We start from the raw sequence: 24,935 nt of genomic DNA on the forward strand, positions 1-24,935 counted from the left end.
AAAAATATTTAATAATTTGATTATAAGTTAGTTAGGGGTGATATTTTTAGTGAAATTAGGCCTTAAAACCATAAATAGTATTAAAAGGACCTATTTGTGATTATGGCTTTTTCAAACATATACTTTTTTCATCTGGAGCATTTTCCTTTTGGACGTCAAAAAAGAGGGGAAAAGTAGAAAAGAATGATAATTTCTGTTCTTTCAATTCATTTCCTTCTTTTAGCGTCTTCGCATTCCCTTTTGATGCCGCTGAATTTTCAAGCTTTGAAATTATGATCCAGAAACTGGTTGAGTTCTTTAGCGTATGGACTTTTCCCTATAAGCTTTTGTTTCTTGGGATCCCAAAGCTCAACATCAACCTTTCTCTTTAGGCTGATGTTTAATTTTCTACCGTTAATAGAGATCCTGGCGTAAATAGCGGTTTGATTCTCTTTGGCTCTTTTGGAATAAATCCAAAATAGGACGGAAAATATTGACTGTGTTCGCATAATTTGTGGTTTTAAGTTAGACAATGTTACGAAGTCAAACCACCATTATGAGTACAATTCAGGACATTAAGATAAGATTTTTCTGCTAAAAAAGTGTTGACGATTTGTGAACTTCTAAATCGATATCATATAACATAAAATAGAATGTAAAAACCTCATAATCATAAAATTAGATGATTTTGTTCTTATTTGAAATGTTAAAAGTGACCTCGCCAAGAATCGAACTATCTTTTCAGAAGCCTTATTTTAAAGGACTTCCCTCAATTAAAGCAAATGATGTTGACGATTTGTGAACTCTTTTTGGTGATTGTTCACTTCACATATCAAAGATAGTCATTTAGTACTAATGATAAAATGGAATATCGGAAATAGAATTCATAAACTTTACTTCTGACATTTCAAGGATGTCAAAAAATCGATATCTTTTTTACTCCTAATCGTAAATCAATAGAATTGGTGGCGAATTGCCGTAAATTTAAAAAAAGGCTTTGCTGATATTGAAATTTTTCCAAGGGTTTCAGAAATAAAAAACATTTAATGAAGAACGGCTATTTGATCGTGTGCTGGTTTAGTGCTTCATTTAATAATCACTTTAGGGTTATTAATTAGATTAAAGAGTGAAAACCCTGAAACTATTTCCTTCTAATTACCTTCTCAACTGCTTTTAAAATAGCTTCAGCATTTAAACCGTACTTTTCAAAAAGTTGTTCTGGTGTACCACTTTCTCCAAAAGTATCCTGGGTAGCCACAAATTCTTGTGGTGCAGGATTATTTTCAGCTAAAGTACGTGCTACACTTTCTCCAAGTCCGCCAAGAAAGTTATGTTCCTCTGCAGTCACCACACAACCGGTTTTCCTAACAGATTTGATAATGGCTTGTTCATCTAATGGCTTGATGGTGTGAATATTAATCACTTCAGCACTTATCCCCTTTTCGTTAAGTTTTTGGGCTGCTTCTATAGCTTCCCAAACCAGATGTCCGGTTGCGATGATAGTAACATCATTTCCATCATATAAATGAACTGCTTTCCCAATCTCAAACTTTTGATCTTCCGGAGTGAAATTAGCCACTTTTGGCCTTCCAAATCGAAGGTAAACCGGCCCATCATAATCGGCAATTGCTAAAGTAGCTGCTTTGGTCTGGTTAAAATCACAGGTGTTGATTACTATCATTCCCGGCAACATTTTCATAAGGCCAATGTCTTCCAGAATCTGGTGAGTTGCCCCATCTTCTCCCAAAGTCACTCCTGAGTGAGATGCGCAAATCTTTACGTTCTTCCCTGAATAGGCGATAGATTGACGAATTTGATCGTAAACCCTTCCTGTCGCAAAATTGGCAAAAGTTCCCGCAAATGGGATTTTTCCGCCAATAGTAAGTCCGGCGGACATTCCCATCATATTGGCCTCTGCAATTCCTACCTGGAAGAAACGCTCCGGATTTTCATCAATAAAATCCTGCATTTTAAGCGAACCTACAAGATCGGCACAAAGCGCCACAACATTGGGATTCGTTCTTCCAAGCTCGGTAAGACCCGCGCCAAAACCGGAACGAGTATCTTGTTTTCCTGTATCTGTATATTTTTTCATTCTTTGTATTCTTTGTCATTTCCACTTTCGCAGAAATCTATTTTTAGTAATCTCCTAAAGTTTCCGGATTCTGAGAAAGTGCGTTTTCTAACTGTTCATCATTAGGCGCTTTTCCGTGCCAGGCATGGGTGTGCATCATAAAATCAACACCATTACCCATCATTGTAGTCATCAACACGCAAACCGGTTTTCCTTTTCCGGTGCGGGATTTGGCTTCGGTTAATCCATCGATTACCTGTTTCATATCGTTACCATCTTCAATCTCCATTACATCCCAGCCAAAAGCTTCAAATTTAGCTTTCAAATTACCCATTGGTAATACCGTTTCCGTACTTCCGTCTATTTGCTGGCCATTTACGTCCACTGTAGATATAATATTATCCACTTTATTACCGGCGGCATACATAATGGCCTCCCAGTTTTGACCTTCCTGAAGTTCCCCATCACCGTGAAGTGTGTAAACCAAATGTTTGTCTTTATTCAGCTTTTTAGCCTGTGCAGCACCAAGTGCTACAGACATTCCCTGGCCAAGTGAACCTGACGCTACACGAATTCCCGGAAGGCCTTCGTGTGTTGTTGGATGTCCCTGTAACCTGGAATCTATAAGGCGAAAAGTATTCAATTCATCTACAGGAAAATAACCACTTCTGGCTAAAACACTATAGAAAACCGGTGAAATATGACCGTTGGAAAGGAAGAATAGATCTTCGTCTTTCCCATCCATATTAAACTCGGGCTTGTGCTCCATAATTCCGCCCTGGTACAACGCAGTAAAAAACTCTGTACAGCCCAACGAACCTCCGGGGTGACCTGAATTTACTTTATGAACCTGCCTTAAAATATCCCGGCGAACCTGGGTAGCAAAATCTTCTAATTTCTTAATTTCCATAACTTATACATTAAATGATTTGGCGTCTTCTAAAAATTTAGCAAGTCCGCTATCGGTAAGAGGGTGTTTCAATAATCCATCTATAGAAGATAGTGGTCCTGTCATTACATCGGCACCAAGTTTAGCACAATTAATAACGTGCATAGTATGGCGAATAGACGCTGCAAGGATTTCGGTTTCAAAACCGTAGTTATCATAGATAAGTCGGATATCAGCTATCAGGTCCAATCCGTCAGTAGAAATATCGTCCAGTCTTCCTAAAAATGGTGAAACATAAGTTGCACCTGCTTTTGCCGCTAGCAAAGCCTGCCCTGCTGAAAACACTAATGTACAATTGGTTTTTATGCCTTTATCTGAAAAGTATTTGATGGCTTTTACACCTTCCTTAATCATAGGAACTTTTACAATAATTTGCTTGTGTAATTTGGCAAGTTCTTCACCTTCGCGCACAATACCATCAAAATCTGTTGCTACCACTTCGGCAGAAACATCACCATCTACTATTTCACAAATATCCAGGTAGTGCTGAAGAATATTATCCTTGCCGGTTATACCTTCTTTGGCCATTAAAGACGGATTTGTGGTTACTCCATCTAAAACGCCCAGATCCTGTGCTTCTTTGATCTGATCTAAATTCGCTGTGTCTATAAAAAATTTCATGTTAATTTATTTTAATTATTTCCCATTAAAAAATATCATTACCCCAATTACCAAAACAACAACCAGAATGGAAACTACAATATCAACCCAGTTATAGCTGTTTTTATTGTTTTGTTTTTCTTCAGCCAGGTTTTTGGTGGTTAAACCTAAAAACAATGAACTTATTGCTTAATTTTGATTTAAAAAAGGGAAGTACTTTTGGGTCTTCCCTTTTTATTCATTTTGTATACTTTTTTAAGAGAGGAATATATACAAACTAACCACTACAGCTACTATACTGTAGCCCACTGGTTTTAAATACTTCCAATTTGTAATATCTACTTGCTTTGAGTATTCTTGGATATAATCAGTTTTTCTTGGTACGAAATGACTAACAACAATCATGATTATAACAGTAAGCACAAATAAAATACCCATTAAGTGTAAGAAGCTAATATCTGGTTTAATCACATAGAGTGTAATTAAGTAAGTTACTGCACTGAAAATAATAGCAATATTAGCAGCTTTACCCGACACGCGTTTAGAAAATATCCCTACTAAAATAATGGCTAAAATAGGTACGCTATGTGTACCGTTCAACTCTTGTAAATAGGTAAAAATACCTCCTTGTACTCCATAGAGTAAGGGTGCTAATATCATTGAAGTAGCAGCAAGCACTACACCAAACATTTTTCCAGCTTTTACAACCTGTGTTTCACTTGCATCCTTATTGATATATTCTTTGTAAAAATCAAGTCCAAATAAGGTAACAGAACTATTTAACGCACTATTAAAAGAACTAAGAATAGCACCAAAGAGAACTGCTGCAAAAAAGCCCATAAATGCCAAAGGTAAAACAGCTTTAACGACCATAGGATAGGCTTCATCTGCATTTGCTATATCGCCATTAAAAATATAAAATGCAATAATACCAGGGAGCACTACAATAAAAGGACCCATGATTTTTATAACCGCTGCCAACAACAAGCCTTTTTGACCTTCTCGTAAGTTTTTAGCACCAAGCGCTCTTTGAATAATAGCCTGATTTGTTCCCCAGTAATAAAAATTTACAATAATCATTCCTGTGAATAATGTCCAAAACGGCACATCTGAATCAGGTCCGCCAATAATATCAAATTTTTCAGGCAGTGCTGTAGTTAATTTATTTAGACCATCCAAAACATTACCATCTCCTATTTTCATTAAACCAAAAATGGGAATGAGTAAACCTCCAATAATTAAGCCTACAGCATTGATAGAATCCGACACAGCAACTGCTTTTAAGCCACCGAAAATAGCATATATACTACCAAGTACTCCAATAGACCAAACTGTGACCCAAAGTGCACTTTCTGGATCCATATCTAAAGCTTCGGGTATATCAAACATGGTATTTATAGCTAAAGCACCAGAATACAGGACTGTTGGCAACATAGAAATTGCATAGCCTAAAAGAAATAATAAGGATACGATAGTCTTAGTTGACCTACCATATCTATTTTCTAAGAATTGAGGAATTGTAGTAATACCACTTTTAAGATACTTAGGTAATAATACAAAAGCTGTAAAAACCATTGCAATTGCTGCAACAACTTCATAAGCCATAATAGGAATGCCATCTCTAAAGGATACACCATTCATTCCGACAATCTGCTCTGTCGATAAATTGGTAAGCAATAGAGATCCTGCAATCACTGGAGCTGTTAAACTTCTTCCACCCAAAAAGTAACCGTCTGAAGTGCTTTCGTCGGTTCTGCGAGTTGACCACCAAGCTATTATGGCTACGAGTAGAGTAAAAGCGCCAAAAGATATAAGTCCCATTATGTATTAAATTAGTTGATTCGTCAGGCTAAAGACTCAAGATATTATTTAGCCGTAAATTTAAAACTTGTTTTAGAAGAATAGGTTTCGCCCGGTTCCAATACTACAGAAGGAAATCCTTCCTGATTAGGCGTATCTGGATAATGTTGGGTTTCCAAACAGAAACCACTTCTACGCCCGTAGGTATCTTCGCCACCTGGTTGAGACAGGGTACCGTCAAGAAAATTACCGGAATATAACTGAATCCCCGGCTCGTTGGTGTGTACCTCCAGCAATCTACCACTTTCTTCGTGATAAGCTGAAGCAGCGAATCGCATCCCGCTATCTTGATCGTTCAACACCCAGCAATGATCGTAACCTTGCCCACGCTCCAGTTGCTCGTTTTTTTCTTCTATATGCTGTTCAATGGTTTTCGCTTCGCGGAAATCAAAAGGTGTTCCCGCTACTTCTTTAAATTCTCCTGTGGGAATTAAAGTTTCATCTACCGGCAAAAATTCATCGGCATTTATTTCTACTTTATGATCCAGAATATCTTCAGAAAAATTACCGGAAAGATTAAAATACGCGTGTTGCGTAAGATTTAAAACAGTCGTTTTATCGGTAGTTGCTTTATAATCAACATCTAAAGAATTGTCTTCCGTTAAGGTATAAGTGACAGTTGTCTCCAGGGTACCAGGATAGCCTTCTTCCATATCTTCACTAACGTAGGTAAGTTTGAGGCTGTTTTCTCCTGCTTCTTGAGCATTCCAAACTACTTTATCAAAGCCTTTTTCGCCGCCGTGCAAATGATTTTCCCCGTCATTTTGTGCTAAGGTATATTCCTCTCCATCCAAAGTGAATTTTCCATTGGCGATTCGGTTTCCAAACCTGCCAATCAAAGCTCCAAAAAACGGATTGTCTTTAGTGTATTGTTCCAAAGAATCAAACCCTAAGACCACATTCTCAAATTCCCCATTTTTATCAGGAGCTTTTAGGGAAGTTATTCTGCCACCATAGGTGATTATTTTCACTTCCATACCATTGTCATTGGTAATCGTATATTGCTCTACTTTCTCTCCATTAGCTGTGGTACCGTAATCTTCTTTTTGCATTTCTGTTTTTGAGCTTTGTTCGGTGTTCATGTCATTTTCTTTAGTTTCAGCCTCCTTATCGCTATTTTTACACTGAATAAAAAACAAGGACAGAAAAACTATCCCGAAGCCGAAAAGATTATTTTTTGAAATATTCATAATTAGATGCGTTAGGTTAGAAATTACATTCCGTGTTGAAACATATGGTAATATGCCTCGTTGGCATTTATTTTATCCTTGAATTCCCTGATACTGGTCTTTTCGTCAATAACCAATAATTCGATTCCGGCGATATCAGCAAAATCTTCCAAAAATTCGGTAGTTAAGGCTTGGGTGTATACAGTATGATGGGCTCCACCGGCCAAAATCCAGGAAGTAGCTGCAACTTCCAGGTTTGGTTTTGCATCCCATAAAACGCGTGCTACCGGTAAATTCGGTAAATCGGCTTCAGGGGCTACTGCTTCCACTTCGTTTACAATTAACCTGAACCTGTTGCCCATATCAATTAAAGAAGCATTTAAAGCATCGCCTTTTGGAGCGTTAAAAACCAATCGTACGGGATCTTCTTTCCCGCCAATTCCCAATGGATGAACTTCGCAGGTTGGTTTAGCATCGGCAATGGAAGGACAAATTTCCAACATATGCGAGCCTAAAACATAAGATTTTTGTGGCGTGAAATGATAGGTATAATCTTCCATAAAAGAAGTTCCAGCTTCCAAACCAACGGCCATAACTTTCATAGCCCTTAGTAGCGCTGCGGTTTTCCAGTCGCCTTCTGCGCCAAAACCATAACCATCTGCCATTAAACGTTGCACCGCAATGCCCGGTAATTGTTTAAGTTTACCAAGATTCTCAAACGTATCGGTAAAAGCTTTAAAACCACCTTCGTCTAAAAATGATCTTAGCCCCAACTCAATTTTAGCGGCATCAACCAAGGAATGTCTTTGCGCGCCACCTTCTTTTAGGTCTTCGCCTAAATTATAATCAGCGTCGTATTTCTTCAGTAAATCATTTACTTTTTCTTCTGAAATTTTATCAATATGAGCTACCACTTCTGAAGAATCGTAACCATTTACGGCCATCCCAAATTTCATTTCCGCAGCAACTTTATCACCTTCGGTAACCGCAACATTGCGCATATTATCGCCAATACGGGCTACTTTTAGATGTTGAAGTTCGTCCCATCCTAAAACCACACGGGACCAAATTCCAAGTTTTTGTTGGACGCGATCGGTTTTCCAGTGGCCTACAATTACCTCGCGCTTTTTACGCATACGGCTCATCATAAAACCAAATTCCCTATCGCCATGTGCCGACTGGTGTAGGTTCATATAATCCATATCGATTTTACCCCATGGGATTTCGGCATTAAATTGCGTATGTAAATGGCAAAGTGGCTTTTTAAGCAAGCTTAGGCCTTTTATCCACATTTTGGCGGGAGAAAAAGTATGCATCCAGGCCACAATCCCTATACAGTTTTTGTTGGCATTGGCATCCTGGCAAATATCGGTAATCTCATCGGCCGTTTTTACGGTATCTTTCCAGACTATTTTAAGCGGCAGATGCTTGGAATCGTTAAGTCCGTTTACAATTTCTTTTGAATCAGCTGCAACCTGATTTAAGGTTTCCTCACCATATAAATGCTGACTACCCGTGACGAACCAGATTTCTTTTCCTTCTATATTTATCATCTACTTATAAGTTATATGTTAAAGACCTCACAGGTTTTTGATCCCGAACCGTCGGGACTGTGAGGTCTGAATTTGATTATATATTATTTCTGACCGTAGTAGGCATTTTTGCCGTGTTTACGCTCGTAATGTTTTTTGATTAAAGAATCTTTCATCCTTGGCGCTTCAGGATTAATCTGCAAAGTAAGTAGTGCCATTTTAGCCACTTCTTCCAAAACCTTGCTATTGTAAACCGCTTTCGCTGCATCTTTTCCCCAGGTAAACGGACCGTGATTTCCAATTAACACCATGGGCACCTCCTCGTACGAAAGGTTTTTATCTTTAAAACAATCCAGGATCTGGATACCGGTATTGTGTTCATAATTTCCTTCTATAAGTTCATCGCGCATTGGAGGTGCGCAAGGAATATCGGCGGTAAGGTGATCGGCGTGGGTTGTTCCAAAAATCGGAATATCTTTTTGCGACTGTGCCCAGGCTACCGAATAGGTAGCGTGGGTATGTGCTATCCCACCAATATTTTCCCAGTTTTTATAAAGAAAAGCGTGGGTTTTGGTGTCTGAAGAAGGTCGCATTTCACCTTCAATAACATTGTTATCAAAATCCAGGATTACAATATCTTCAGGCTTTAAAACTTCGTATGGTACACCGCTGGGTTTTATGGCAAAAACCTTTTTTTCACGATCTACGGCACTTACGTTTCCGAAGGTGTAGATCACCAGGTTTAAGGCATCAAGTTCCATATTCGCCTCGTAACATTCCTGTTTTAATGCTTTATAACTAGAGCTCATTTACAGTAGATTTTCGGTTTATATTATTTTCAACAAAAGCGCCCAATTCTTTATATTCCTCCATTAAGCCGGCGTAAATTTCTACGGTTTCCGGTTCTGGTTGATATTCGGCTTCAAAATCGCTGCCCAGCTTTTTACTGGCTTCGATTACATTAGGGTAAAGTCCGGCAGCAACCGCAGCGTAAACGGCAGCGCCAAGCGCAGGGGCTTCATCTGAGGAAGCAACTTTTATTGGCATATTTAAGACGTTGGCCAGGGTTTGCATAATGAATGGTGATTTTCGGGCTACCCCTCCAATACCAATAACGCTATTAATTTTAACCCCTTCTTCTTCAAAACGATCTACAATTTGTTTAGAGCCAAAGCAAATCGCATTAATAAGTGCTTTAAAAATATGTGGTGCTTTTGACCCTAATGAAAGTTTAGTAATCGCACTTTTTAGTTCCTGGTTGGCATCCGGGGTTCTTCTGCCGTTAATCCAGTCTAAGGCAACGGGAATACTTTCTGAAAGCGGAATTGCTTTAGCTGCTTCAGAAAGTTTTTTAATGAAATCTTTATCAATTTCCTCTTTAAGTTTTGCTTTTTGTTCTTCGGAAAGAATATCTGAATTAAAAACCAGATTCTCCAAAGGCCAGCTAAGCACATCTTTAAACCAGGCCAAGACATCGCCAAAAGCCGATTGTCCCGCTTCCAGGCCAATCATCTTTGGGATAACCGAACCATCTACCTGTCCGCAAATTCCGCGAACGGTTTTATCTCCAACATTTTCCTGTTCTGAGACGATAATATCGCAAGTGGAAGTTCCCATAACCCGAACTAAGGTATGTTTATCGATTTTTGCTCCCACCGCACCGGAGTGCGCATCGAAAGTGCCAACCGCGATCACGCAATCGGTAGAAAGGCCTAATTTCTGGGCCCAATCTTTACTTAAGTTTCCAGCAACTTCATCTGAAGTATAGGTCTCGGTATATAATCTATCCCGCAGTTCACCTAAATATGGATCCAGTTGATTGAGGAAATCTTTAGAAGGGAGTCCGCCCCAGCTTTCGTGCCACATCGCTTTGTGACCGGCAGCACAACGGCTGCGTTTAAAAGAGGCTAAATCCTGATTTTCAATAAGCATAAACGTCATTAAATCGCAATGCTCCATCCAGGAATATGCAGCGTTTTTCACCGCCTCATCCTCACGAATAATATGCGCGATTTTTGCCCAAAACCATTCGGAAGAATATATCCCGCCTTCATATTTGGTATAATCTTCTCCTCCCCAATTTCGGGCTAGCTCATTAATTTCATTGGCTTCATCAATAGCGGTATGGTCTTTCCAAAGCACCATCATCGCATTGGGATTTTCTTCAAAACCTGCTTCAAAAGCAAGTGGTTTTCCTTCTTTGGTAACCGCAATTGGGGAAGAGCCGGTGGTATCTACACAAATTCCTTTAACTCCTGAAGCTTCCACCCCACTTTTTTCAATGACCGTTTTTATGGTTTTTTCCAATCCTTCGATATGATCTGCCGGATGTTGCCGAAATTGATTGGCTGCCGCATCACAATATTTTTTTTCTGCCCATCTTGGATAATGGTATGTATTAGTAGCAAGTTCTTCACCACTACCGGTGTCTACTAGAACTGCCCTAACTGAATCTGTTCCATAATCCAGGCCTATAACGTATTTCTTCATCTTCTAAATTTTTACTGCTGAAACAAATATAAAATTTCTTACTACATAAGTGTAATAATAACATTTGTAAGTTGATTTATTATTTCAATTCATCTTAATTTTCAAAATACTCACCGATTGTGCAGGTAAATCGAGCCCAGCCTTATCCCTCTTAATTCTAATTTTGCCCTCTTTAGGACTAATGTTTTTGGGCGCTTCAAAAGAATTCTCTGCTTCCAGATCGTCATTTTTTAAAGTTAGGATAGTTCCATTTTTGTTAAGTTTATTCCCATTAAAGTCTAAAATCACTTCTTTAGTATTGCCTGAAGTGTTAACCAGCTTTACAATTATTTCCTTCTTATTTTTATCTTTTACCGCAGAAGCATATAATCCTTCCTGCCCCGTAAGGTCTTTCTCATTTTGAGTTACAGAAATAAGATCTGTCCCGCTGTTGGTGGCAAAAAGTTTTTGAACATAGTAATTAGGAGTACCATAAGATTCGAGGTTATCAAACCAAATCATATCGGGAGTCCATTGCCAGCCTTCTTTGTGTGCCATAAGTGGTGCATAAGAAGTAAGGGTTACTACATCTGCATTTCTCTCCAAGCCAGTCATATAAGCAGCTTCAGAAAGTGCAGTATTCCAGTTATTTTTATTATCCGGACTTGCAATAGCTACTGTTTGCGCTGCATATTCACCGGCAAAAACTTTAGGGCCATTTCTGTCATAATCATCATATCTATCGGCATTTTTTCTAAACCATTCCGGGCTTTTGTAATAATGCTCATCTATAATTTCGGTTTGAGTTTTCTCCAATTCATCCCATCCATATTCAAAATAATCCCCTTCAGCAAAAGGTCCGCTACCTGATATTATAATCATATCAGGATACTTTTCTTTGATCGCTTTTTCAAATTGAAGATAGCGCTCTATATACTCGGGTCCCCATTGTTCATTGCCTACTCCAATATATTTCATGTCAAAAGGTTCTGGGTGACCCATATCCCTTCTTACTTTACCCCAAGAAGTATCCGTAGAGCCGTTGGCAAATTCAATAAGATCCAGGGCATCCTGAATATAAGGTTCCAGTTCTTCCATAGGTACAAGCTCACCGGTATTAAACTGGCAGGCAATACCACAACTAAGAATTGGTAATGGCTCTGCCCCCATATCTTCGGCTAACTGAAAATATTCAAAAAACCCTAAACCAAAACTTTGAAAATAATCTGGTGCCGGTCTGTGATCAAATTCAGTATTCCAACGATTAATAAGAATTTCGCGTTCTTCAACCGGGCCTACTGTCTTTTTCCATTGGTAACGCTGTGCAAGAGTTCTCCCTTCTACAATACAACCACCGGGAAATCTTAAGAAACCGGGATCCATATCATCGAGGAGTTGAACCAAATCCTTTCTAAGTCCGTTCTTTCTTCCTTTCCAGGTATCTTCGGGAAACAGGGAAACCATATCTAAATTGATCTTTCCCGTACCTTCAAAAGTAATTCTTGCTTTTGCTTTTTCTGCTGTGCCTGTAGCTTCAAAAGTGCTTTCGTGTAATTTCCAGTCGGAAAAATCGAGAGAAATTGAAGTCTCACCTACAACTTCCCCGTTTTCTCCTATCAACTGTAAATTGATCCTTTTTATTCCTTCCCCGGGTTGGGATGCCATTAAAGAAAAACGATAATTCTCGCCCTCTTTTACACCCATGCCACGAAAACCTTCATTTATCATTTCATAACCATCAGCGTCATTAACGCTTACCTCCATGTAATTATAATTTCTGGTACTATCTGATGCATATTTTACTGCCCGGGAAATTCCGGAATTTTCATTAAAAGAATGCCGGTCGCTATTTGGTTCTTCCCATCCCATTTTTGGATCATCAAACTCAAAAGAACGGTTTTTAATCATTTCGGCATACAAGCCACCATCGGCTGCAAAATTGATATCTTCAAAAAAGATCCCATACATTGTAGGCTCAATCTCGGTTATTACATTTTCGGTATCTACCTGAAGCGTAGTTTGTTGGGCAAAACCTGCAAATGCGCTAAAAAGGAATAATAAGGCTCCGAGGTTCTTAATATCTTTTCTCATCTCTATCTCTATTTTTTTAAAATTCTCAGAATATTCCTTTATTTCAAGTAAATTACTTTTTCCTTCGTAATGTTTTCTGGAGCCTAACAAGAATTTTTAGTAGATAATTTAGGCCTTACCAATGCTTGCATAACTGCCTTTTTCCTAAAAATTTTTAATACAATTCAAAAATCGGCCTTCCGTTGTTATCAAATTTTACTTCCATCATTCTTGCATGACGATTAGGATCGTATAAAGGATCTGCCTTTATTTCTTCTAACGACCTTTTATCTGTTGCAGGTACCATTTTTGGATCTCCAACTGCCTTTTCGTAATCCCTCGCATGATAAATCATTAAAGGATCTCCGTTTTCATCGACGGTAAAAGAATTATGTCCCGGACCATAAATATCTTTTTCTTCATTGGTTTCTAAAACCGGATATCTTGACTTTTTCCAGGAATTTCTATCCAGTAAATCAGCATTTTCGTCGGCTTCCATTATTCCCATAGCATAAGAAGCTCCGGTGGCACTTGCTGAAAACGTGATGTAAATTTTACCTTCGTTTTTAATCACCGCAGGTCCTTCATTCACCCAAAAATCAATGCGTTCCCAATCGTAATCTGGCGTGGTTAGCATAAACTGGACTGTTTTTAGCTTGATAGGTGATTCCATTTCAGCTAAATACAAATTAGAAGCAGCGAATTGTCCACCAGTTTTTTCTGCCCAACAGAAATAGCGTTTTCCATTGTGCTCAAAGACAGTTCCATCTAAAGAAAAATCGGTAAAGCTTTTGGGATCATCATCTGCTGCTTGCATCATTCCAAGTTCAACCCATTCATCCTTTAATGGATCCTGGCCATTAAGTTCCAACACATAAGGCCGCAACGCCCATATATCGTCTTCTTCACTTGCTGCAAAATGTACATACCATTTTCCATCTAAATAATGAATTTCCGGTGCCCAGATGTGACGACTCATCGGTCCACTTTCGTGCTTTTCCCACACTCTAACGGGCTCTGCATCTTGCAACCCCTCTATAGTTTTTGCTCGTCTAATTTCAATAGCATCGTATGTTGGAACAGAACCTGTAAAATAATAGTAACCGTCTGTATGCTTGTAGACAAATGGATCTGCTCGTTGTAGCACAATAGGATCGTTTGATTTCGTGATATCTTTACCATCAGCAGCATGATCCTGCGCTTCTAATTGCGATAAATTAGCACATCCCATCAAAGAAAAAGCTATAAGTACCAGGTTTATTAATGATTTTGCCTTCATATTGAGATTATTTGTTTTTAATTTACTTTCCAAAAAGCGTTTAGCTGATTCATGAATTTTATCCAATTACTTGAGAACATCATTTTTAAGCGACGGCCATTGCTCCTCATCCCATTCTAATTCTGCTACCTTAAGTTTAGGAGCACCTTTATCGTTAGCATCATAGGCATGAAAAAACATATAATCTTTCCCGTTAAATGTATATGTACTGTTATGTCCTGCACCATACCAATTCTCATTTCCCTGTACAACTAAAGTACCTCCGCCTTCATTTAAAGGTTTACCCTCTTTATCTACATAAGGTCCTTTCACATCTTTAGACCTTCCTACAACTACTTTATAGGTACTTTCATCGCCACGGCAACAAAGATCCCAGGAAAGAAACTGATAATAATATTCGTGTTTTTTGAAAATAAATGGAGCTTCTAAAGCTGCATCTCCCGGATCTTCATCAGGAAGTTCAAAAGAACGTTCCCGTCTTGCTATGGTGTGCCATTCTTCAGGCTTGGCAATAGATTTTAAATCTTCATCCATTTTTACCAACTTTAACCCGTTCCAGAAAGACCCAAAAGACATCCAAACTGTGCCTTCTTCATCTTCTACCATATTAGGATCTATGGCATTCCACATATCCCGACTAGGAACAGACTGTATAACAATCCCCTGATCTACCCACTCGAAATTATCATCTTCAGGATCTAGCGTTTCGTTTGTTGCAACGCCAATTGCAGACGTGTTTTTTCCGAAGGAAGAAACTGAATAATATAAATAGTAAGTTCCGTTTTTATGAAAAATATCGGGAGCCCAGATATGATTTTCAAAATCTTCAACTACATCATCTGTCCAGTCAGGTTTTTCTGAAAATACAGACTCTTCCCTTTTCCAGTTTTCCAGGTCTGTAGAACTGTGTACCGAAATTCCTCTTCCGGTATTAAACAAATAAAAGGTTCCATCCTGCTCTGCAACCACCGGGTCGTGCACTCTAATTTCCTGGGCATCAACTACTGAAATTGCTAATAGAAATAGGAAAATGAATAAATTTGATACTTTCATAATATTTTATTTTACCGGCTCCTGAATTCCTTCTGAAGTCATTTGAATTCTTTTTAATGTTCCATCTTCATTGTAATAAAGCCTGTCTATGCATACCGAACGCCTGAAACTACTTCCATCTGGTTGAATACTTCCGTTATGATACACAAAGTAATCTTTGCCTTTAAATTCCAGAATAGCCTGGTGGTTGGTATTGCTGTTCCCGGCAACTTCATTTAAAAGACCTTTATATTCCCAGGGACCGGTAACTGATTTACTCATGGCATAAGCCGTTTTTTCAGGAAAGCCATAGGCATAAGTCAAGTAATACCAATCTCCTTTTTTATGAATCCAGGGTGCTTCAACGAAATTGGGTAAATCTACAGTTTGAATTTCACCATCCATCTCCAACATATTATCTTTTAATTTCACATAATAACAAACGGTATTTCCCCAATACATATAAGCCTGACCATCGTCGTCTATAAATACTGTAGGATCAATATCATCCCAGCTTATATCGGTATGTTCCGTAGTCATATCGTTAGTGATAAGCGCTTCTCCTTTGGCATCTTTAAAAGGCCCCACGGGGCTATCTGCAACCGCTACTCCTATGGCTTTTCCAGGATGAGAATCGTCGTGTTCTACTGTTACGTACCAGTAAAACTTACCATCTTTTTCTATAACTTCGGCTGCCCATGCATCCCCTTTTGCCCATTTAAAATCTGTAGGTTTTAATGGCACGGGATGTTCCTGCCAGTTCACTAAATCTGCAGAAGAATATACCAACCACTCATCCATCTTATAAAAATGAAGATCTTTTGGTGCTTCATCGTGACCGGCATACAAATAGACTGAATCATTATGAACTATGGTCGCTGGGTCGGCAGTATATTTTTCCGTAATGATAGGATTGTTAAACTTAGATTCTATTTTCTTCTCTTCTGCCGTTTTCTGGGCTATACAAGCGTAGTTTAAGAATAAAATTCCTGTGGTAATAAAGCCTAAAATTGTTCTTTTCATATTAAATTTTTTAATTATCTTTTTTACCCCAAACCGATCGGCCGGATTCATTGATTCCTGAAAATGTTATTGTAGTACTTCTAGGAGAAGCTTCCCAATCCCATGCGTCATCTACTATTAATTCGATATCGTTAACGGTTAATATACCTGTACTTTCATCAAAAGACCAGGAACCATCAATAGCTCCGGTAAGGGTATTATCTTCATGAAAAATAACATCTGAGGATTCCTGAATATTTCTATATTCATATTCAAGAGTAATCACTTCCCAGGTTCCCTGAATATCTTCTGCTGTAATTTCTGTATCAGGTACATCGGCATAGCGCTCTGGAGCAACAACAGGCCAACCATCACTGGTCCATTCTATTTTTCTTACTTGCCCCATCATAACCGCATTAGATGCGTTTATGCCTGGAACATTTTCAGGCAAACGTCCCTGTGAAGAATAAAACCATTGATCAGATTCAGGGTCCTGAAATACGGATGGATGAGAAATACCAACCCAACCCGGGTGACCATCAAAAGCGTAAGGATGTGTAATTATTGGCCAGGCTTCTGCACCTTCGGTTACATTTGCACCATCAATTCCTATGTATGGACCTTCAATATTTTCTGAACGAGCCACACGAGTATTATAAGCTACCGAAAGCTCATCGTACGCTAAAAACAGGTAGTAAAATCCGGTATCTTCATTATAGATAATTTCAGGAGCTTCCAGCGCCTGCCATCTATTACTATTTACATTTCCACGACCGGCAATTCTTGAGCCATAGTCTTCAAGATCGTTAAGCTCATTTGGTTTTCCTGTTTCAGCATTTAATTGTACTGCAGCAATACCCGAATGCCAGGATCCATAAATTAGCCAGTGTTCCCCGTTTGGAGTTTCAATAAAACTGGGATCTATGGCATTAAATTTAAAGTAGCCACTCCAGTCGTCTCCACCATCTCTTTCATAACTTTCTACACCATCTGCTACTGAACTTACTACCATACCCTTATCTTCCCAGGTATTAGAACTAAGATCTGTACTTTCGGCAAGGCCTATAAAAGCCCTTTCTGTCCAGGAAGTATTTGGATCGGTACCTACAATAGGGTTTGTAACTACCACACTATAATACATACGATAGGTATCCCCTGTTTTTTGAATATGTGGTGCCCAGAAACCATAATTTGGATCTTCTATTGGTTCCAGAGGCGGATCCATTTGAGCGCGCATGTTATTTAAAGAATCTTTTATCCAGGCTGGAGCTTCAGGGAAAACCATACCCATAAATTCCCATTCTACTAAATCTGTAGATCTTCGCACAGGATAATGCCCGTTACCTTCGTGCGCGTTTCCGTAGGAAGCATCAGTGTTATACATATAAAAATATTCACCATCCTTTTCTACTGTAGGGTCGTGAACATTTGCCAAATTCCATTTCGCCCTATCCTGCCAGGAAGCTATCCCGGTATAATCATCGGAATAAGTGGGACCAGGAAAATCATCTTCTGTCCCGGGATCTACATCATCGTCATCTTCAGTAACATCATCTGTGAAATCTGTATCATCTTCAGAGCATCCAATAAGAGCGATACCTGCTGAAAAAGTCAAAAAAAACATTAAAAATCTTAGATACATTGTTTTCCTTTTCATCATCCTCGGTTTTAATTAATATTTTAAACCTCACGGCAGTTATTAATGACTACCGTGAGGTCTTTTTAAATTTATTTCTCTTTCAATACAACAACTGAGAATGGAGGTAGTGTTACCTCTAAAGTTCCTGTTCTAAGCTTAAAATCTTTAAATTCTTTTACTACTATCTTCTCTGGATCATCAAAAGTATTGTGATCCTGCAATTCATCAGACCTTAAAATTTCTGCTGTCATATTATCAACATCTAAAGCATCAACATCTATCTCTACTTTGTTCTCTTTTTCAGCATCGATATTAACGAGAGAAATATTAACATTTCCTGCATCATTTTTGGAAGCTGAAACTGAAATCGCCGGTAAACTTTCACCTTCATAAGTATACTCTGGAGAATCAAATTCTACAGGTAATAATTTCGTGTCGTGATGTACAGTGTACATTTTAAGCACGTGGTAAGTAGGAGTAAGAAGCATATCTGCACCATCGGTTAAAGCTACTGCCTGTAAAACGTTAACTGTTTGCGCTAGGTTCCCCATTTTCACTCTATCACTTTCATTGTTAAAGATATTAAGGGTTACACCTGCAATCATAGCATCTCGCATCGTATTCTGCTGATAAAGGAAACCAGGATTTGTTTCTTCTTCTACTTCATACCAGCCACCCCATTCATCTACTATAAGGTCAATTTCTTTTTCAGGGTCATACTTATCCATTATATCTGTATGCTTATCGATAAGTTCCTGCATCCATAAAGCAGTTTTCATCGTAGAAAAATACTGCTCTTCGTTAAAATCTGTTGCAGATCCTTTATCCTGCCACTCAACAAAAGAATAAGAATGTAACGCTACACCTTCAATTAGATGCTTTGGAATATCTCTCATAAGCACTTCGGTCCAATGATAATCGTCCTGATTAGCTCCTGAAGCAATTCTATAGAGATCATTTTCGTTTTCCCAGCTAGTCATAAACGTAGCATACTGTCTGTAAAGATTGGCATAAAACTCAGGAGTCATATTTCCACCACAACCCCACATTTCATTTCCAACACCCCAGTATTTTACATTCCAGGGTTCTTCTTTACCATTTTCTTTTCTAAGCTCGGCCATTGGGCTGCCTTCAGAGTGATTAACATACTGAATCCAGTCGGTAAATTCTTCGACTGTACCACTTCCTACATTTGCCGCCAAGTACGGTTCTGCACCAAGTTCTTCACAGAGATTTAGAAAGTCGTGGGTTCCAAAACTATTATCCTCTGTAACTCCACCCCACCAGGCATTAACAATGCTGGGTCTGTCTTCCTTCGGGCCAATACCGTCTTTCCAATGATAGGTATCTGCAAAACAACCTCCTGGCCATCTAAGGTTAGGAATTTGAATATCTTTTAAAGCTTCAATAATATCGGTTCTAACTCCGTCTTTATTTGGAATTTCACTGTCTTCACCTACATATATTCCATCATATATAGAGCGGCCAAGATGTTCTGCAAAATGGCCGTAAATATGTTTACTTATTATTGGGGCATCTTCAGTTTCTTCTACTGTAATACTTGTTTGCCCGTAAAATAAATTTGGCAAACAAAAAATTGCGATTAATACTGTTAATAATGAATATTTTTTCATTCTATTTTTTATTAAATCAGCAAACTTCCTAAGATGAAAGTTTGCTGATGGCTAATTAATTTGCTGAATTTGGTTCCAGATTTGGATTAACATCTAACTCACTTTGAGGAATAGGAAGGTATTCTTTTCCCGGAGACCAAGTGTCGAATTCACTATCGTGGGCTCTTATTTCTGCAAGTTTTGCATCATCATACAACCATCCCCATCTAATAATATCATGTATTCTTATACCTTCTATTGCGAATTCTAGGGCACGTTCATGAGCTATTTGTTCTCTCATTTGCTCTTGTGTTAGGCCAGGTTTAGTTTCTCTAAGATCTGGTAGATTAGCTCTATCCCTTACCTCCTGAATATAGTCGTAAGCTTCCTCAGTTTGTCCCATCTCATTTAAAGCTTCTGCATACATCAATAAGACATCTGCATATCTCATCACTCTGTAATTTATTTCAGACCTTTCAACACCACCCTGACTTTCAGTATCAAAACCGAATCCATCGTGGGTATATTTTCTAGGATAAATCGCATCTTCAGCGTGAGGCCATGGGGTACCATTATAAACGGTAGTTGAGTTGGCTTCCGGTTCGTATGAAGCTATGCTAACAAGTAAACGAGGATCTATCCCGCCGTCTACAGTTTCTTCTGATTTATATTTGTCGTAAATCCAACGGGTTGGCAAAAAATCTGAATATCCATAACCATCCATAGCATAGGTATGACCTACAGATGATACTTGCATCCAGGCAGCCGAAGGCTCTCCTCCATAGTTCATAACAGTTCCTCCAACCTCATCGGTTCCTGCAAATTGAACTTCAAAAAGGGATTCATCATTATTTTCATTAAAGGGGCCGAAGTTGTCTCTATAGTCATCTACTAATCTATAAATGTTTACTTCGGGCCCATCAATGAGCTTTTGAAACTCTCCAGCTGCCAGGCTCCATTTTTCAGAATATAGATAAGCTTTACCAAGAAAACCTGTAGCAGCTCCTTTTGTAGCTCTACCAACCTGTCCTTGATCTGCTCCTGAAATATTAGCATAATCTACAGGTAAACGTGACTGGGCTTCCTGAAAATCGGAAATTATTTGATTCCAAATAGCCTCTTCTGATGCAGTTGGTGGGTAATATTCTTCTTCACTTTGAGCCACTGAAAGTATTAGAGGTACCCTTTCAAAATTATTTTTTAGGTTAAAATATGCTAATCCTCTTAAAAAATACGCCTGGCCTATAACTCGTTCTTTTACGGCTTCGTCCATTTCTATCGCGGGCACTCTTTCCAATATTTGATTTACCCTAAAAACCTGCTGGTAATAAGCAGACCACATCCATTGAATAGGTCCAGAGGTAGGTAAAATTGTAAAATTTGAAATCTGCATTAAATCTGGCCACGGGGTGTCTCCTCGAAAGTCATCTCCCCGACCATCGTTTAAGGCAGGTGTCATTCTCATATAGTAACCATCAATTAGTAAACTATTATAAGCTGCATTTATTCCAGCTATTGCGTGTTCCTCATCAGCCCAATATTCAACAGCAGTCATACTATTGGGGTTATTCAATTCTAATTCTTCCTCACATCCCGAAATTAAGATGCCTAGAAAAAATATGACTAAAAGATTTTTTATTTTCATAATTCAGATTTTTAAAATGATAAGTCTACACCTAACATAAATGTTCTTGGTTTTGGGTAAGTCCCATTATCGAATCCGGGTTCAAATACTCCAGAGTTGAAATCAGGGTTAAAGCCATCGTAATACTGAAAAGTATATAGATTTTGAACTGTCGCATAAATTCTTGCAGAATTCAGAGCATCTTCAAAAAGGCCCTGCGGCAAGCTATAACCTAAGGATAAAGTATTTATTCTTAAGTGATCCCCTTTTTGCAACCATCCCGGTCTATTGGAATCTCTTGCATTATTATTGGGATCATTTGCTACTACTCGAGGGATATTTGTATCGGTATTTTGTGGTGTCCATCTGTCTAAAATGTCTTCGTGAGCATTAATATAACCAGTAGAAATCATCAAAGACCTATAAAGTCTACTATTAATATAGTATCCTGCTGCACCGGATGCAAACATTGTTAGGTCAAAATTCTTATACTGTGCAGTAAAATTTAAGCCGTAAGTAACACTTGGTATTGCACTACCTAAAAAGGTTCTGTCATTTGCATCAATTACACCATCGTCGTTTATATCTGCAAACCTCACATCACCTGGTGAAGTTGCTGCATTTTGAAAGGCGTGTTCACCTACCTCTTCGGCTGACTGAAAAATTCCGTCGTACACAAAACCAAAATGTTCACCTACTTCTCCACCAACCTGAGTTCGTGATCCTACACCCGCAATCGGCTCATCACTTCCACCTAAGGCTAAAACTTCATTTTTTATAGTACTGGCATTTGCTGAAATATCGAAGGAAAAATCTTCATCATTGTTATAATGATATGTAATCTGAGCATCAAATCCTGAATTCTTTAAACTACCGGCATTAATTGTTGGCGCAGTGTTAATTGAACCTGTAGAAGCTGGGATTGGCACCCCTACCAAGACATCGTTTGTTTCTTTATCGTAGTACTCTAAAGTTAAATCAATTTTATTATTGAAAAGAGAGACATCCATACCTAAGTTTAAAGAAGTAGTGGTTTCCCATTTAATATCTTCAGCAATAATACTTGTTTGCAAACCGCCTAGAACCCGGTTCCCACCAAAGTTATAAGGTATGTTCCTGTTTATAACAGCCTGATAAAGATAATCACCTATATTTTGATTACCTAATTCCCCATAACTTGCTCTAAACTTTAACTGATTAATTTCTGGAACATTAAAGAAATCTTCATTTGAAAGTCTCCAACCAAGTGCTACTGATGGGAAAGTACCATATCTGTTGTCAGGTGCAAAACGTGAAGAACCATCTCTCCTAACGGTTGCGGTTAATAAATACCTATCATCAAAGTTATAATTCAGCCTTCCAAAATAGGAAGCCAGGGAACTATAATATTCCTGTCCACCTACGGTTTGGTTACTACCGTTTGATAAAACAGGGTAATACGGTTTTGGCAAACTTTCAGAATGCGCCTGTCGTTGAACTGCAGAATTTTTTTGATAAGTTTGACCTAAAAGAACATCTACACCGTGCTTACCAAATTCTTTCTTATAGTTTAATGTATTTTCAATTAAGGCTACTGTGTATATACTAGAGTTATCATCTAATAAAGATCGGCCTGAACCAAAGAAATAACCCATTTGAAATTCTGGAACGAAAGAGAAACTCCTTACGTGAGTTTTATCATAGCTTGTATTTAGCTTATAAGTAAGTTCGTGCCCATCTGTATCTAATAGCTTAATTTCAGGATTAACTATCGCAAAAATCCTATCCACTTCTACAGTATTCGTAAATAAACTATTAATTCCCGGAACATTGAGCACTATTTCTTGATGTATTTCGGAAGAAGTTCCAGCATAACCACCTTCATTATTTTCATCGTAAATTCCCAGAGTTGGGATAGCATTTACTAAATCATTTATTAGTGGTGGTCTCCCTCCTGTTAATACGTCTCCTCTAAAAGTTAAAGAATTCTCAAAACTATGAGTATAATATAAAGATGGAGATATTTTAAAAATACCTTTTTCCATAGTAGTATTTATTCGTCCGGAATATCTTTCATAATCAGGCCCATTCCCTACAAAAACACCTTCATTATTAAAATAATCTAAGGAAGCATTATAGGTCATATTATCGCCCCCACCAGAAAAGTTAAGGTTATGGTTTTGTCTACTTCCAGATTTTAAACCTACTTCCTGCCAATCTGTATCAATATTATCAACAAAAAGATCAGAACTAGGGTCGTTACCGGGAATAAGCGGCAAGCCAGCGTTTGATCTTTTTTCATTTGCAATCATTTGGTAGTCTTCTCTTCCTAAAACCGGAATATCTTGTGCTACCTCATCTATTCCGTAGTAACCACTATATTTTATTTGCAAAGGGGTATTCTTCTTACCACTTTTTGTAGTGATGATAACAACACCGTTTGCTGCCCTTGAACCATAAATAGCACCGGCAGAAGCATCTTTAAGAACTTGAATAGATTCAATATCATTAGGATTAAAATCCCTAATCGATGTTCCAACCGGAACTCCATCAACGATGTATAAAGGTTGATTGTCTCCAAAAGTTGCAACCCCACGTATCCTAACATTTCCTCCAGCTCCTGGTTCTCCATTACTGGTAACGGTAACCCCGGCGGTTCTACCTTGCAACATACGTGAGACATCGTTGTTTGATTGTTTCTGAACCTCTTCTGCATCTATAGATGCTACAGAACCGGTTACATCCTGTCTACGTTGAGTTCCATAACCCACAACTACCACATCGTCCAGAGAAGCATAATCTTCAGCAAGCACAATGTCAATATTGGATTGGCCATCAACTGAAATTATTTCTGACTCAAAACCTATGTAGGAAAAATTTAAAACGGCATCCTCGGGGACTGATATGGAGTATCTTCCATCCATATCCGTAACAACCCCATTAGAAGTACCTTCTTCAATAACATTTACCCCAGGTAAAGGAAGATTTTCTCCTTTTGAGGTCACGATACCTGTAACTGTAATGTTTTCTTGGGCCATCATGGCCGTTCCTGAAAACAACAGTACGAGAAAAGTTAACATAAAACGTTTTCGTAATAATGGTAACTTATCAAAATAAGAATTAGCGTTATTCATAAGATAAGATTAAAATTAAATTAAATGTGTTTTTTACATTTCCAAATGTAATTAAATTTATTTCAATAAACCAAATAATATTTAGCTGTATTCTCACAAAAGATGTTTACAAAGTATGTACTTCATAAAAGGTAAGTTTTTGATAGTTAAAATTTTTAACATTAGGGTTAAATACATCGCATTATTAAATACTTTTTTAATTTAGCGCTTTAGTAAAATGAGCAGTTTATGGGTCCAAGCTATCAAACCGAGGATAAAGTCTTATTAGCGGTAGATTGTATAATATTTGGTTTTGACGAAGAAGATTTAAAAATCCTTCTTATCAAAAGAAATTTTGAACCCGAGAAAGGCAAATGGTCTTTGATGGGAGGTTTTTTAAAAAGACACGAAAATCTAAATATGGCAGCTAACCGTATTCTTTATCAGCTCACTGGAATTAAAAAAATATACATGGAACAATTGTATGCTTTTAGTGAGGTTGATAGGGATCCAGCTGAAAGAACAATTTCAGTTGCTTATTTTGCTTTAATAAATTCCAAAGAGCATGATGAATCTTTAATTGACAAACATTCAGCAAAATGGTTTAGCGTAACAGAACTTCCTGAACTAATATTTGACCATTCCCAAATGATTACTAAAGCGATTACACGATTACGATATAAGACTTCTAAAAAACCAATAGGTTTTGAACTTCTTCCTGAAAAATTTACAATGCGCCAGCTTCAAAAATTGTATGAATCCATTCTTGGAGAAGAATTAGACAAACGAAATTTTATTAATAAAATAAATGCTTTAGATATACTGATAAAACTGGAGGAAAAAGACATGAAGTCTTCCAGAAAAGGATCATTTCTTTATAAGTTTGATGCAGAAAGATATCATAGAAAGACTGAGGAAGGATTTGCATTTAAATTATAAATTACTGGTTTCG

General features: G+C 38.0%; 19 protein-coding genes. 1 reads left to right on the forward strand and 18 read right to left on the reverse strand.

What is annotated here, in order from left to right; all coding sequences use genetic code 11:
- Positions 1-257 precede the first annotated feature (257 nt).
- The 18 genes from LB465_RS01895 to LB465_RS01980 form a co-directional block, all read right to left on the reverse strand.
- Positions 258-488, reverse strand: coding sequence for an Arm DNA-binding domain-containing protein (locus LB465_RS01895; protein ID WP_224466376.1), 231 nt, complete (start codon positions 486-488; stop codon positions 258-260).
- A gap of 632 nt (positions 489-1,120) precedes the next feature.
- Entirely contained in the window at positions 1,121-2,074 is a 954-nt protein-coding gene (locus LB465_RS01900) for a transketolase family protein (protein WP_224466378.1), read from the reverse strand.
- A gap of 43 nt (positions 2,075-2,117) precedes the next feature.
- A complete protein-coding gene (locus LB465_RS01905) occupies positions 2,118-2,963 on the reverse strand; it encodes a transketolase (RefSeq protein ID WP_224466381.1) in 846 nt (281 codons plus the stop codon).
- 3 nt (positions 2,964-2,966) lie between these two features.
- Positions 2,967-3,623 carry a fructose-6-phosphate aldolase gene (gene fsa, locus LB465_RS01910; protein ID WP_075325786.1) on the reverse strand — a complete coding sequence of 219 codons (657 nt, stop codon included), beginning with the start codon at positions 3,621-3,623 and terminating at the stop codon, positions 2,967-2,969.
- Between the two features lie 15 nt (positions 3,624-3,638).
- Complete coding sequence (locus tag LB465_RS01915; RefSeq protein ID WP_224466383.1) at positions 3,639-3,779, reverse strand: hypothetical protein; 141 nt, start codon at positions 3,777-3,779, stop codon at positions 3,639-3,641.
- Positions 3,780-3,857: 78 nt separating this feature from the next.
- Positions 3,858-5,423 (reverse strand): solute:sodium symporter family transporter, encoded by a 1,566-nt coding sequence (locus LB465_RS01920; RefSeq protein WP_224466385.1) that lies wholly within the window; start codon positions 5,421-5,423, stop codon positions 3,858-3,860.
- A 44-nt stretch (positions 5,424-5,467) separates the two neighbouring features.
- Complete coding sequence (locus tag LB465_RS01925; protein ID WP_224466387.1) at positions 5,468-6,652, reverse strand: aldose epimerase family protein; 1,185 nt, start codon at positions 6,650-6,652, stop codon at positions 5,468-5,470.
- A gap of 23 nt (positions 6,653-6,675) precedes the next feature.
- Positions 6,676-8,184, reverse strand: coding sequence for an L-arabinose isomerase (gene araA / locus LB465_RS01930; protein ID WP_224466389.1), 1,509 nt, complete (start codon positions 8,182-8,184; stop codon positions 6,676-6,678).
- Between the two features lie 83 nt (positions 8,185-8,267).
- Positions 8,268-8,972, reverse strand: a complete 705-nt coding sequence (locus tag LB465_RS01935) for an L-ribulose-5-phosphate 4-epimerase (protein ID WP_224466391.1) — start codon at positions 8,970-8,972, stop codon at positions 8,268-8,270.
- Positions 8,962-10,653 carry a ribulokinase gene (locus LB465_RS01940; RefSeq protein ID WP_224466393.1) on the reverse strand — a complete coding sequence of 564 codons (1,692 nt, stop codon included), beginning with the start codon at positions 10,651-10,653 and terminating at the stop codon, positions 8,962-8,964. Before LB465_RS01940 ends, LB465_RS01935 begins: the two co-directional genes overlap by 11 nt.
- 84 nt (positions 10,654-10,737) lie before the next feature.
- Positions 10,738-12,723 carry an alpha-L-arabinofuranosidase C-terminal domain-containing protein gene (locus LB465_RS01945; protein ID WP_224466395.1) on the reverse strand — a complete coding sequence of 662 codons (1,986 nt, stop codon included), beginning with the start codon at positions 12,721-12,723 and terminating at the stop codon, positions 10,738-10,740.
- 154 nt (positions 12,724-12,877) lie between these two features.
- A complete protein-coding gene (locus LB465_RS01950; RefSeq protein WP_224466397.1) occupies positions 12,878-13,981 on the reverse strand; it encodes a glycoside hydrolase family 43 protein in 1,104 nt (367 codons plus the stop codon).
- A gap of 66 nt (positions 13,982-14,047) precedes the next feature.
- The gene (locus tag LB465_RS01955; protein ID WP_224466400.1) at positions 14,048-15,034 is read right to left on the reverse strand and encodes an arabinan endo-1,5-alpha-L-arabinosidase; all 987 of its coding nucleotides are present in this window, start codon (positions 15,032-15,034) and stop codon (positions 14,048-14,050) included.
- Between the two features lie 6 nt (positions 15,035-15,040).
- Positions 15,041-16,036 carry a glycoside hydrolase family 43 protein gene (locus LB465_RS01960; protein WP_224466402.1) on the reverse strand — a complete coding sequence of 332 codons (996 nt, stop codon included), beginning with the start codon at positions 16,034-16,036 and terminating at the stop codon, positions 15,041-15,043.
- A 10-nt stretch (positions 16,037-16,046) separates the two neighbouring features.
- Positions 16,047-17,675 (reverse strand): arabinan endo-1,5-alpha-L-arabinosidase, encoded by a 1,629-nt coding sequence (locus LB465_RS01965; RefSeq protein WP_224466404.1) that lies wholly within the window; start codon positions 17,673-17,675, stop codon positions 16,047-16,049.
- 68 nt (positions 17,676-17,743) lie between these two features.
- Positions 17,744-19,288, reverse strand: a complete 1,545-nt coding sequence (locus tag LB465_RS01970; protein WP_224466406.1) for an alpha-N-arabinofuranosidase — start codon at positions 19,286-19,288, stop codon at positions 17,744-17,746.
- A gap of 55 nt (positions 19,289-19,343) precedes the next feature.
- Positions 19,344-20,912 (reverse strand): RagB/SusD family nutrient uptake outer membrane protein, encoded by a 1,569-nt coding sequence (locus tag LB465_RS01975; RefSeq protein WP_224466409.1) that lies wholly within the window; start codon positions 20,910-20,912, stop codon positions 19,344-19,346.
- An 11-nt stretch (positions 20,913-20,923) separates the two neighbouring features.
- Positions 20,924-24,004: a SusC/RagA family TonB-linked outer membrane protein gene (locus tag LB465_RS01980; protein WP_224466411.1), complete on the reverse strand. Its 3,081-nt coding sequence runs from the start codon at positions 24,002-24,004 to the stop codon at positions 20,924-20,926.
- A gap of 228 nt (positions 24,005-24,232) precedes the next feature.
- Here LB465_RS01980 and LB465_RS01985 point away from each other — a divergent pair, with 228 nt between their 5' ends.
- Positions 24,233-24,922 (forward strand): NUDIX hydrolase, encoded by a 690-nt coding sequence (locus tag LB465_RS01985; protein ID WP_224466413.1) that lies wholly within the window; start codon positions 24,233-24,235, stop codon positions 24,920-24,922.
- Positions 24,923-24,935 lie beyond the last annotated feature (13 nt).

It is taken from the genome of Salegentibacter lacus (assembly GCF_020164555.1).
GTDB lineage: Bacteria > Bacteroidota > Bacteroidia > Flavobacteriales > Flavobacteriaceae > Salegentibacter > Salegentibacter lacus.

What these genes read in the sequence shown, in the direction of transcription:
- LB465_RS01895 (WP_224466376.1), bottom strand. Translation starts at nt 488, where the DNA reads ATGCGAACACAGTCAATATTTTCCGTCCTATTTTGGATTTATTCCAAA.
- LB465_RS01970 (WP_224466406.1), bottom strand. Translation starts at nt 19,288, where the DNA reads ATGAAAAAATATTCATTATTAACAGTATTAATCGCAATTTTTTGTTTG.
- LB465_RS01940 (WP_224466393.1), bottom strand. Translation starts at nt 10,653, where the DNA reads ATGAAGAAATACGTTATAGGCCTGGATTATGGAACAGATTCAGTTAGG.
- LB465_RS01980 (WP_224466411.1), bottom strand. Translation starts at nt 24,004, where the DNA reads ATGAATAACGCTAATTCTTATTTTGATAAGTTACCATTATTACGAAAA.
- LB465_RS01920 (WP_224466385.1), bottom strand. Translation starts at nt 5,423, where the DNA reads ATGGGACTTATATCTTTTGGCGCTTTTACTCTACTCGTAGCCATAATA.
- LB465_RS01965 (WP_224466404.1), bottom strand. Translation starts at nt 17,675, where the DNA reads ATGATGAAAAGGAAAACAATGTATCTAAGATTTTTAATGTTTTTTTTG.
- LB465_RS01900 (WP_224466378.1), bottom strand. Translation starts at nt 2,074, where the DNA reads ATGAAAAAATATACAGATACAGGAAAACAAGATACTCGTTCCGGTTTT.
- LB465_RS01950 (WP_224466397.1), bottom strand. Translation starts at nt 13,981, where the DNA reads ATGAAGGCAAAATCATTAATAAACCTGGTACTTATAGCTTTTTCTTTG.
- LB465_RS01925 (WP_224466387.1), bottom strand. Translation starts at nt 6,652, where the DNA reads ATGAATATTTCAAAAAATAATCTTTTCGGCTTCGGGATAGTTTTTCTG.
- LB465_RS01905 (WP_224466381.1), bottom strand. Translation starts at nt 2,963, where the DNA reads ATGGAAATTAAGAAATTAGAAGATTTTGCTACCCAGGTTCGCCGGGAT.
- LB465_RS01975 (WP_224466409.1), bottom strand. Translation starts at nt 20,912, where the DNA reads ATGAAAATAAAAAATCTTTTAGTCATATTTTTTCTAGGCATCTTAATT.
- LB465_RS01945 (WP_224466395.1), bottom strand. Translation starts at nt 12,723, where the DNA reads ATGAGAAAAGATATTAAGAACCTCGGAGCCTTATTATTCCTTTTTAGC.
- araA (WP_224466389.1), bottom strand. Translation starts at nt 8,184, where the DNA reads ATGATAAATATAGAAGGAAAAGAAATCTGGTTCGTCACGGGTAGTCAG.
- fsa (WP_075325786.1), bottom strand. Translation starts at nt 3,623, where the DNA reads ATGAAATTTTTTATAGACACAGCGAATTTAGATCAGATCAAAGAAGCA.
- LB465_RS01935 (WP_224466391.1), bottom strand. Translation starts at nt 8,972, where the DNA reads ATGAGCTCTAGTTATAAAGCATTAAAACAGGAATGTTACGAGGCGAAT.
- LB465_RS01960 (WP_224466402.1), bottom strand. Translation starts at nt 16,036, where the DNA reads ATGAAAAGAACAATTTTAGGCTTTATTACCACAGGAATTTTATTCTTA.
- LB465_RS01955 (WP_224466400.1), bottom strand. Translation starts at nt 15,034, where the DNA reads ATGAAAGTATCAAATTTATTCATTTTCCTATTTCTATTAGCAATTTCA.
- LB465_RS01985 (WP_224466413.1), top strand. Translation starts at nt 24,233, where the DNA reads ATGGGTCCAAGCTATCAAACCGAGGATAAAGTCTTATTAGCGGTAGAT.